Annotated in this window: 10 protein-coding genes; 6 read left to right on the plus strand and 4 right to left on the minus strand. The window is 69.0% G+C overall.

Annotated features, from left to right (window positions below):
• Positions 1-15: 15 nt before the first annotated feature.
• Positions 16-1,632 carry an FAD-binding protein gene (locus tag ACWDU1_RS24320; protein WP_450001846.1) on the plus strand — a complete coding sequence of 539 codons (1,617 nt, stop codon included), beginning with the start codon at positions 16-18 and terminating at the stop codon, positions 1,630-1,632.
• A 45-nt stretch (positions 1,633-1,677) separates the two neighbouring features.
• Here ACWDU1_RS24320 and ACWDU1_RS24325 read toward each other — a convergent pair whose 3' ends face one another.
• Entirely contained in the window at positions 1,678-2,289 is a 612-nt protein-coding gene (locus ACWDU1_RS24325; protein WP_450001830.1) for a TIGR03086 family metal-binding protein, read from the minus strand.
• 98 nt (positions 2,290-2,387) lie between these two features.
• Here ACWDU1_RS24325 and ACWDU1_RS24330 point away from each other — a divergent pair, with 98 nt between their 5' ends.
• Positions 2,388-3,344: a helix-turn-helix transcriptional regulator gene (locus ACWDU1_RS24330; protein WP_450001831.1), complete on the plus strand. Its 957-nt coding sequence runs from the start codon at positions 2,388-2,390 to the stop codon at positions 3,342-3,344.
• 76 nt (positions 3,345-3,420) lie between these two features.
• On the opposite strand, the gene ACWDU1_RS24335 is transcribed toward ACWDU1_RS24330, so the two are convergent.
• Positions 3,421-4,542: an alkene reductase gene (locus tag ACWDU1_RS24335; RefSeq protein WP_450001833.1), complete on the minus strand. Its 1,122-nt coding sequence runs from the start codon at positions 4,540-4,542 to the stop codon at positions 3,421-3,423.
• Positions 4,543-4,607: 65 nt separating this feature from the next.
• Between ACWDU1_RS24335 and ACWDU1_RS24340 the strand changes: the two genes are divergently transcribed.
• Positions 4,608-4,985, plus strand: coding sequence for a MerR family transcriptional regulator (locus ACWDU1_RS24340; RefSeq protein WP_450001835.1), 378 nt, complete (start codon positions 4,608-4,610; stop codon positions 4,983-4,985).
• Here ACWDU1_RS24340 and ACWDU1_RS24345 read toward each other — a convergent pair.
• Entirely contained in the window at positions 4,966-5,598 is a 633-nt protein-coding gene (locus tag ACWDU1_RS24345) for a hypothetical protein (protein WP_450001837.1), read from the minus strand. The genes ACWDU1_RS24340 and ACWDU1_RS24345 overlap by 20 nt on opposite strands.
• Before the next feature lie 198 nt (positions 5,599-5,796).
• Between ACWDU1_RS24345 and ACWDU1_RS24350 the strand changes: the two genes are divergently transcribed.
• The 3 genes from ACWDU1_RS24350 (at position 5,797) to ACWDU1_RS24360 (ending at position 8,458) form a co-directional block, all read left to right on the plus strand.
• A complete protein-coding gene (locus tag ACWDU1_RS24350) occupies positions 5,797-6,789 on the plus strand; it encodes a GlxA family transcriptional regulator (protein ID WP_450001839.1) in 993 nt (330 codons plus the stop codon).
• A 236-nt stretch (positions 6,790-7,025) separates the two neighbouring features.
• On the plus strand, positions 7,026-7,907 hold the full coding sequence (locus tag ACWDU1_RS24355; protein WP_450001841.1) for an NAD(P)-dependent oxidoreductase: 882 nt from the start codon (positions 7,026-7,028) through the stop codon (positions 7,905-7,907).
• Between the two features lie 107 nt (positions 7,908-8,014).
• The gene (locus ACWDU1_RS24360; protein ID WP_450001843.1) at positions 8,015-8,458 is read left to right on the plus strand and encodes a nuclear transport factor 2 family protein; all 444 of its coding nucleotides are present in this window, start codon (positions 8,015-8,017) and stop codon (positions 8,456-8,458) included.
• Between the two features lie 16 nt (positions 8,459-8,474).
• Here the strand turns inward: ACWDU1_RS24360 and hsaB are convergent, their stop codons facing one another.
• Positions 8,475-9,092 (minus strand): 3-hydroxy-9,10-secoandrosta-1,3,5(10)-triene-9,17-dione monooxygenase reductase subunit, encoded by a 618-nt coding sequence (gene hsaB, locus ACWDU1_RS24365; protein ID WP_450001844.1) that lies wholly within the window; start codon positions 9,090-9,092, stop codon positions 8,475-8,477.
• Between the last annotated feature and the right edge of the window lie 81 nt (positions 9,093-9,173).

Consider the following 9,173-nt stretch of genomic DNA (forward strand, 5'->3'; position numbering starts at 1 on the left):
GCGAACGAATGGGACCTGACCGCGGACGTCGTGGTCGTCGGATACGGCGCGGCGGGTGCGGCCACCGCCCTGCAGGCCACCGAGGACGGAGCCCAGGTCCTGGTGCTGGATCGATTCACCGGCGGCGGCGCCACCGCCCTGTCCGGCGGCATCATCTACGCGGGCGGCGGCACCTGGGTGCAGCGCGCGGGCGGTGTCGAGGACACTCCGGAGTCGATGCTCGCCTACCTCGAACGTGAGGTCGGTGACGCGGTCTCCCCGGCGACCCTGCGCCGTTTCGTCGACGACAGTCCCGCCATGATCGACTGGCTGACCGGGCACGGGGTGCCGTTCGAGGCGTCGCTGTGCCCGTACAAGACCTCGTATCCGAACAACGACTATTACCTGTACTACTCCGGTAGCGAGATCTCCGGCGCGTTCGCCGACATCACCCCTGCTCAGCGCGGTCATCGCGTCAAAGGGTGGGGTACCTCCGGCAAGAAACTGTTCGCGCCGCTGGCCCGCTCGGCGGCCGCGCGCGGCGTGCGGGTGGAAACGCTGACCACCGCGACCTCGCTCATCACCGACGGCGCCGGCGCGGTCGTCGGAGTCGAATGCCGGACGCTGCGCGACGCGCCCGCGCGCGTCAAGAGCCGTTACACGCGCATGGCCGCGATCGCCGCCAAACCGGGCATCTACTACCCGCCGCTGCGGCGCGCCCTGGAGAAGCAACTGGCCCGGCTGGACCGCCGGTACGCGACCACCATCCGGGTTCTCGCCAGGCGCGGGGTGGTGCTGACCGCGGGCGGTTTCATCGCCAACCGCGAAATGCTGCACGCCTACGCCCCCGCCTACAAGAACGGCCTGGCCCTGGGCAGCTCCGGCGACGACGGCAGCGGGATCGAACTGGGCCGCGGTGTCGGCGCCGCGACCGACCGCATGAGCAATGTCTCGGCCTGGCGCTTCCTGCTCCCGCCGAGCTCGTTCGCCGGGGCGATGCTGGTCGACGGCAAGGGACAGCGCGTCATCGACGAGACCCGCTACGGCGCGGCCGTCGGCGACGCCCTCATCAACCGGCACGACGGTATCGGCTGGCTGCTCGCCGACGACGCCCTCATGCGCACCGCGATCTCCCAGATCGGGCCGCAGGCGGCCTGGTTCCAGCGAATGCAGTTCGAGGTGATGCGGCGCAAGGCCAAGAAGGGCAAAACACTCGATCAGGTGGCCGCCGCGGCCGGGGTCGACCCGGTGGGCCTGCGCGAGACGGTCGCCGAGCACAACTCCGCCTACGCCATCGGCGCGCCCGACCCGGTGGGCAAACCGGCCGAATACGTCCGTCCGGTGGGCGCGGGTCCGTACTGGATGCTCGATGTCTCCATCAAACCGAGCCTGACCAATCCGTGCCCGATGTTCACCGTCGGCGGTCTCGCCGTCGACGAGCGGACCGGAGCGGTCCGCGCCGCCGCCGGCGGTGTGATTCCCGGCCTGTACGCGGCTGGCCGGACGGCCGCGGGTATCTGCGTGAACTCCTACGTCAGCGGCCTGTCGCTATCGGACTGTGTGTTCTCCGGCCGGCGGGCGGGCCGGAGTGCGGCGGGGGAGACGGTCGTGGCGGAAGGTTCGCCCGGAGCGCGGAAAACGCCGGGGGAGTAGACCCGCACGGCTCGCCCACCGTCGATGCGAGCGAGCCGTGCGTGATCACGCGCGGGGCTCGCGACCCAGGTAACGCAGGAGCCGGTCGGTATCGGAACCCGCACCCGCGACGACCGGGCCGTAGGCGCCCCAATCGCGCAGCGGTTCGATTCGGCCCTGGGCGGCGGCGAGGATCGGCGCGGACAGCTCGTCGGTCAGTGGTGATTGCTGCCCGGTGGCGATCGCGATATCCCAGGCGTGCACGGCCGCGTCGAGGGCGCAGAGGACCGCGGCGACCGGGGTGGGCAGCGGGCCGAAGGGCAGCGGGGTCGGCACGTTCTCGGTGTCGTCGGTGACCGTCGCCCAGGCGGTGGCCGTTTCCTCCAGGGCTACCGCGACCAGCGCGACCGGTCCTTCGGCGACCGTGCCGGAGGGGGAGAAGGGGTCGTAGGACGGGCCCGCCCCCACTCCGAGCGCCGCGGCGAAGGCGCGCTGGTCGGCGGCGGCGTGCTCGGCCACCTGCGCGACATTCCACTCCGCGCAGGGGGTCTCCCGCTGCCACTGGTCCGCCTCGACCGCGGCGACGACCGTGCGCAGCGCCTCGTGCGCGGCGGCGAGAACCTCGCGCCATACCGGCGCGAGCAGGGTGGTGATCTCGGGAGTGGTGGTGGTGTCCATTGTCTTGCCTCTCGGTCGTTTCCGGCGTTGAACTCAGACTATGGCGCTATTAGGCTCATTTTCTTCCTGATAGAAACGTCGGTTCGAAAGAGGACTATGTGACCTCCACCACAACCCGGGTGCTGCGCCTGCTGTCCCTGCTCCAGGATCGCGGATACACCGGCCCCGAGCTGGCGCAAAGGCTCGGTATCACCGATCGCACGTTGCGTCAGGACATCGCCAGGCTGCGCGAACTCGGCTATCCGGTGCACGGCACGCGCGGTCCGGTGGGCGGCTACCGGCTCGGGCAGGGCGCCACCATGCCGCCGCTGGTGCTCGACGACGACGAGGCCGTCGCGGTCGCGGTGGCGATGGGTCTCGCCGAGGACGGGTCCACCGGAATCGCCGATATCGACCACAGCGTCACACGTGCCCTGGCCAAACTCGAGCGGATCCTGCCGAAACGTCTGCAACGCACCGTGAACGCACTGCGCGAGGCCACCGCGGTGGGTCCGGCCACCATCGGATCTCGCGAACCCGACGCGCCCGTACCCGCGGAAACGCTGGCGACCCTCGCGGCGGCGGTCCGGGCGGCGCGGGTCGTCGAACTCGACGATCGGCAGGTGGAGCCCTATCGGCTGGTGAGCTGGCAGCGGCGCTGGTTCCTGGTCGGTTACGACCTCGACGGGCACTGTTGGCGCGCTTTTCCGGTCGCTCAGGCCGAGCGGGTCACGCCGGGTGTCCGCCGTTTCGCCGCACGGACACCGCCGGACAGTGACCTCGTCGCGTTCGTCCTCCGTGAGGTGGCGTCGGCGGGTTGGCGGGTGCACGCCCGGGTCACCGTGCTCGCGCCCGCCGAAACCGTGATCGCCCGTATCAATCCCGCGGTCGGCGTGGTGGAACCGGTCGACGAGAACTCGTGCCTGCTGCTCACCGGGGCGGACGCGATGGAGACGATCGCCATCTATCTGAGCATGCTCATGATGGACTTCCGGATCGACGGTCCACCCGAACTCGTCGACCATATCCGCACTCTGGGACGACGCTACCGGGACGCGATCGCCCACCTCGGTTGAGCGGATCCGGCCGTGCGCGTCGGCGGTCCCGGGTGTGACGGCTCACGTATCACATATCACCCGGACACCGTCGTTCTCAGGACACGGCTTCCCGCAGCGTGCCGGCCTCGGCGAGGGTGGGGTAATCGGTATAGCCCTCGGCGCCGCCCACATACATGAGGTGGGTATCGCGTATCGGATTGAGCGGGGCGCCGATACGGAGACGCTCCACCAGATCCGGGTTGGCCAGAAAGGCGCGACCGAGGGCGATCTGATCGGCTCCCGCGTCGAGGAGCCGGCCGGCTTCCTGTTCGATGGCGCGGGGATCGCGGCTGTCGCCGGCCCGCGCGGGATTGGCGATCAGGCTGCCCGGCCAGAGTTCGCGCAGCTCACGCAGCAGCGGATCATCCGGATCGATCCGGACGATGTGCAGGTAGGCGAGGCCGAGACCGGTCAGCGCGGCGACCAGGGCCGGGTAGATGGCCGCGGTATCGCCTTCGGCAATGCCGTTGACCGGATTCGCCGGGGAGATACGGAGTCCGACGCGCTCGGGTCCGATGGCGGCCGCCACCGCCGTCACGACCTCCACCGTGAAACGGACACGGTTCGCCACCGGGCCACCGTAGGAGTCGGTCCGGCGGTTGGTGTTCTGGGCCAGGAACTGGTGCAGCAGATAACCGTTGGCGCTGTGCACCTCCACCCCCGCGAACCCGGCCGCGATGGCGTTCCGGGCCGCGGTGACGAAATCGGTGACGGTCGCCCCGATCTCGCCGACCGTGAGTTCGCGCGGGGTGACCGCCGGCCGATGGCCCGACGGGGTGTGCACCGTATCGGGCAGCGGGATCGGCGACGGCGCCACCGGCACCAGCCCGCTGTTCTCGGGATGGCCGACCCGGCCGCCGTGCTGGAGTTGCAGGAACATCCGGCCTCCGGCGGCGTGGACGGCATCGGTCACGTGACGCCAGCCCGCGATGTGCTCGTCCCGGTGGATACCCGGGATACCGGCGTAGGTCTGACCGACCCGGTTCGGAGTGGCGGCCTCGGCGATGATGAGACCCGCTCCGGCCCGCTGGGCGTAGTAGGTCGCCATCAATTCGGACGGAGTGCCGTCGGAGCCGGCGCGGTTTCGGGTCAGCGGCGCCATGACCAGGCGATGCGGCAGTTCGAGCCCGGCGAGGCGGGTGGGCGTGAATAGAACGCGGGGCGCTGTGGTTGTCATGCCGAGAAGGTAAGACCTGACATTGATGTGAAGTTCAAGTCCGGAACGGGAACCGCGAGGCGAGAATGCGAATCGGCGAATTGGCACAGCGGACCGGCGTCAGCGAACGGTCGCTGCGCTACTACGAGCAGCAGCGACTGCTCGCGGCCGGGCGGACCCCGGGCGGCCACCGCGACTATCCGGAGCAGGCGGTGGACCGCGTCATCCACATCCAGGAACTGTTCGCGGCCGGACTGTGCAGTAAGAAGATCGTGCAGATACTGCCCTGCATGCGTGATTCCGACGGTGGCGCGAACGAGGCGGCGACGCCCGGACTGGTGCGCGAACTGCAAGTCGAACGAGACCGGATCGACCGGATGATCGCCGATCTGCACCGCTCCCGTGAGGTGCTCGAGGAGGTGATCGAACGGGCCGGTGCGGGAATCACCGCCGTGCCGGTGTGAGACCCTCGCGGAACCCGTCGCTCGCCCGGCCGTCGCCCGGGCCGCGGCGGGTAGCCGGCGGTTCGCGGCGGAACCGGCGGGAGCCGGTGAGCAGACCACCCAGGGTGCACTGTTCGGCCGCCGCCGCCCGATCCATTCCGGGAGCGCCGAAGACCTCCGTGACCAGCTCCGGGCTCACGGATCCGGACTCCGCCGCGTACACGAGCATTGCCGCCGTCGCACGCCGCCGATCGTCGTTCAGCAGACCCGTGACCGCGTCCACGGTGTCACCGGTGCTCCAGATGGGCGGGATCGCGGTCGCGCGATCCGTGAGCGCCAGGGGCTCGGACAATTGCCAGCGTCCCGACTGCCACCAGTAGCCGAAGGGGGCCACCGCCGAACCCGGTGCCGCCCCGCCCGCGATCTCACCCCACCACGCCGCCCTGCCGCCGGGGAGGGCCCGCAGCACCGATCCGCCGCCGCGGCCGTTGTCGTACCAGGCCAGCCGGGGCAGCACCCGGGGACCCCACTCGTCACCGGCCGCGGCGGACGCGGCCGCCACCGCCGTCCAGCGCGCCCACAATCGCGGATAAGGCGGTAGGGCGTCGGGGTCGAGATGGGTGCGGCTGTTCATGGTGAGCCTTCGGTTGTGACGGTTCGCGACCCACCGCCTCGGTGTGGTGGCCGGCGAATCGGATAGCGGCGGCTCCGCGGCTTCGGAGTGCGCGTGTGGACCGGGCGGTCGGCTCGAGTCGAGCGGATCACTTGACCGTAGGTCGCAGTCGATGCCTACTGAAGTGTCGGATACGACATATTCAGTACCATTCCCGACATGGATGTCGCTGTTCTCGTGACGGACGGTGTCGCGGACCTGGGACTGGCCGCGGTACTGGAAACGTTCACACTCGCCAACGCCCTCCGGGGGACCCTCGCGACCTCGCCGCCCGCCTGGCAGGTGCGCACGGTGTCACCGGGTTCGAGTGTCCGGTCCGGAAACGGCTACACGATTCCCACCGTTGCCCTGGGCGATCTTCCGGAAGCTTGCGGCGACAGCACCTTTCCGGGCGAACTGATCGTGCCCGCCATCCACGTGCTGGACGCCGCCGAACTCGTCGAACGGATCTCCTCGGCGGAGAACAAACCGATACTGGAGCGGATCGGCACCGACCGCGCGCGGGGCGTGCATATAGCGGGAGCCTGCGCGGGAACCTTCTTCCTCGCCGAAGCGGGTGTGCTCGACGGCCTCTCGGCGACCACCAGCTGGTGGCTCGGACCGGCCTTCCGGAAACGCTATCCCGCGGTCGCCCTGGACGAAGGGCTCACCCTCTGCCGCACCCCGGCGGTCACCACGGCCGGCGCGTATCTGTCGCATGTGGACCTGGCCGTCTCGCTGATCTACAAGGTCAGTCCCGCGCTGGCCGAGAAAACCGCGCGCTACCTGGTGCTGGGCCGCGGTCGTTCGCAGGCCGGGCATATCGTCCCCGAGGTGATGGCGCTGGGCAATCCGCTCATCGCCGATTTCGAACGCTGGGTCAGAAAACATATCGGCGAACAGTTCCGGATCGCGGACGCCGCGCGCGAACTCGGAATCACCGAGCGGAGCCTGCAGCGCGCCACGCAATCCGAACTGGGTATGTCACCCCGCGATCTGGTGCACGATATCCGGCTCGAACATGCCGCGATGCTGCTGCGTACCACCACGCTCCCGCTGGAGGCGGTCGCGTCCCGGGTCGGCTATCTCAACGCCGGCACACTGCGCAATCTGGTACGCCGCCGCCGCGATATGAGTATCGCGGAATTCCGCGCCACGCCGTTCGTCTGGTGAGTCACCCGGTCCCGCGGTGCCGCCCGGGCCGAATTTCTTTTCGCCCATCCCGCACGCCCCAGCTGGTCACATACCTGTAGGTCAGTACCGCACCGAATAGTGGGTACTTGTCCCGGCATTCTCTGTTGACGAATGTGGATAACGGCGCGCCCCCGTTCCCTGGTACCGCCGCTTCGTCCCGCTTCGATCGCGGCGACCGAAACGGCGGATTCGTCTCGGCGAAGGAGTAATCGGAAATGACCGTGAAAGAACAGACGAGCGTGGCTGTGCTGGGTCTCGGCCCGATGGGACGAGCCATCGCGACCACGCTGGTGAAATCGGGGACGCCCACCACCGTATGGAACCGGAGCCCTGGAAAGGACACCGAGCTCATCGGCCTCGGCGCTGTCGCCGGCGCCGAACCGGCCGCGGCGATCGAGTCCGCCGACCTCGTGATCGCCGTGCTCGGTGACCACGCCTCCGTGCACGCGGTTCTCGATCCGGTGGCCGCGGAGTTTCGCGGCAAGGCCCTGATCAACCTGACCAGCACCGCTCCCGAGGATTCCCGCGAACTCGCGGCCTGGGCGGCCGGCCACGGTATCGACTTCCTGGACGGCGGGATCATGGCGGTGCCGCCCATGATCGGCACGCCTGCCGCCTCGATTCTGTACAGCGGATCCGATACCGTTTTCGGGCGATTCCGCGACGATCTGGAAAAGCTCGGCGCAGCCGACTATTTCGGCAACGATTCCGGAACCGCCGCTCTCTACGATTTCGCCCTGCTGGCCGGGATGTACACCATGTTCACCGGTTTCTTCCACGGTGCCGCCATGGTGCGCTCGGCCGGTATCAGCGCGTCGGATTTCGCGGTCAGGGCCTCGGCATACGTCACCGCCATGGCGGAATTGATCCCGTCCTACGCCGAGGTGATCGACAGCGGCGACTACACCGACGACGCGCAGCCCGCGGCATTCCACAAACCGGCCTTCGACGCCATCGTCCGCGCCAGCCGCGACGCGGGCGTAGCGCTCGATATCGTCGGGCCGGTCAAGAACCTCATCGACCGGCAGATCGCCGACGGTGGGGCAGATCTGGGATTGGAGTACATCGTGGAAGAACTGGCGGGCCGTCGGAGGTGAGTAGTAATGATCCTCCTTACTTCGGAGGTAATGGTCGCAGCGGGACCGCGCGGTTACGTTGGTGATCGCCCCGAATGAGCGGGGTGTTGACCATACGGAGGGCGCTCATGTCCATGAAGTCGGCTACGAACACACGTGCCGCGGTCGAGAGGTTGCTGCGCGCGATCGGCGCGGGCGATCCCGAGCTCATCGCCGAGTTGTACGCGGAGCAGGGTGATTGGAAGCTGAACTGGCCGGAGGCCGAGCACGGTCGCGCCGCCACACCCTGGATCCGGCACCGGTCCACCCGGGCCGACGCGGCAGACCACTATCGTGAAATCGCCGAGCACCATGTGCCGGAGCAGGTGGCGACGGAGGTCGAGCGCATCCTGGTCGACGGGGACGACGCCGTCGTGCTCGGCGAGATTCGCCAGACCGCCCGGTCCACCGGTCGGGCGTATCGCGCACGGTTCGCCATGCACCTCACCTTCCGGGACGGCCTGGTCACTCGGCACCATATCTACGAGGACAGCCTGGCCGTTGCCCAGGCCTTCGCCGCCGAAGGGCAGTGACGGCGTTGCGCTGACGCTAGAGCCAGGTGTCGAGGGTGGTGGTGGTGAGGAAGTGGTCCAGGTCGGCGCGCCAGGGGGCCGGGGTGGTCTTCTCCGGTTCGATGGCGGTGTACTGGCCGCGGTAGAACAGCAGCGGGCGGCCGTTGGTGGTCGCGGTGGTCTCCTCCATGGCCAGGACGCGGCCGATCACGATGAAGTGATCGCCGCCGTCCACCACGCTGTCCACCCGGCATTCGATGGTCGCCAGCGAGTTGTCCAGCCGCGGCAGGCCGAGTTCGGAGGTGTGCCAGTCGGTTCCGGCGAACTTGTCCGGTTCACGGGAACCGAATTTCGCGCAGACCGGTTGCTGTTCCTCGGCGAGGACGTTCACGCAGAAACGGCCGCTGGCCTCGATGGCGGCCCAGGAACGCGACCCCTTGGTGGGGCAGAACAGCACCAGCGGCGGGTCCAGGGAGAGGGCCGCGAATGACTGGCAGGCGAAACCGATGGGGGTTTCGCCGTCGGTGAAGGTCGTGATGACAGTGATACCGGTGCAGAACTGCCCGAGGATATTGCGGAACTGCCGTGGATCGATGGTGGCCTGGTCCGCGGCCGCCTCGCCCGCGCCGTCCGCCGGATCCGCTGGTGCCGTCACTTTCATACCGTCCTCGCCTCGTTCTGGAGCTGCCGGCGGCGGACCGCCGGATTCAGCCGGGCCCGGTGCGAGTATCGCACC

It is taken from the genome of Nocardia sp. NPDC003345 (assembly GCF_053589395.1).